This window comes from Pseudomonas laurentiana (assembly GCF_014648275.1).
GTDB classification, from domain to species: Bacteria; Pseudomonadota; Gammaproteobacteria; order Pseudomonadales; family Pseudomonadaceae; genus Aquipseudomonas; species Aquipseudomonas laurentiana.
The window spans coordinates 1-874 of the sequence record NZ_BMQU01000096.1 but is presented as its reverse complement, the minus strand read 5'-3'; the positions used below and the strand labels follow the sequence as shown (position 1 = coordinate 874).

Annotated in this window: 1 protein-coding gene; it reads right to left on the bottom strand. The window is 42.3% G+C overall.

The window, feature by feature from the left end:
* Positions 1-665: 665 nt before the first annotated feature.
* Positions 666-874, bottom strand: a 209-nt coding sequence (locus tag IE038_RS25570) for a hypothetical protein (protein WP_229775738.1), incomplete at its 5' end; no start/stop codon positions are given.

The following is an 874-nucleotide window of genomic DNA, read 5'->3' as shown; positions in this document are numbered from 1 at the left end:
GACATGCATGGCTTAATCTTTGAGACAAGCATATGACTACTGGCAGGATCAACCAGATAACTACATAGTAGTGACGTCCCAGCAAGACTTGCGTCCCACTGTTCTGTCGTACAAGTTATTCTTAGTTGAAGCATAGATAAAATCTACGCCGTGACATCACATACTTGCAGTGTTTTACGACCGCAAATTTGTTTGTCACATCCATATAGCCCTCTTATAATTCTCCCGGTATGGCGTCCGTGCGACATTGCAAAATTAATCACAAGTCGAACATAACCAACCATGGAGGGAGTTACACTTAGCAAGTCACAGATAGTAAAATCCGGCTACTTACCAAGGCATACCCCCAAATCGGTTTTAGATGAAAATACTTGCTATCAGCTAGTAATCCACTAAATCCATCAGTGCTTATACACAGAATCGTTAGATATCTGGTATAAGACTGTTCAGGCTTACTGGCGGTAAAACCAGTTCGCCCATGCCGAACGTAGCGTATAGAGTAGGTCAGAATGTGTATATCCCTTCCAGACTCTCCCCACTCGTCGACTTGGCCTTAAACAAGCTCAATATTCCAATGAATTGCTTCACTGTTTTCTTGTTCTTGTCTTTTATGTTTTCACATGTAGTACCTCCGACATCATTTTCGCAGTGCGCGGTGCCAGCATCTAACAAAGTGCACATTTTTTCTCCTGCAAAACAGCTTTGTGTCCCAGCGCGCAGTCCCAGATAACCATACATTTTTTCTGCGAAAACAGTACCATTTGCGCACGAAAAGTCTTAGCGAAAATTTCCTTCATCCACCCCAAAAACAGCCAAAAGTTGCTATGAGAAACCACCCTTGGAAATAATACTCCTATGTAGATGAATATATCAG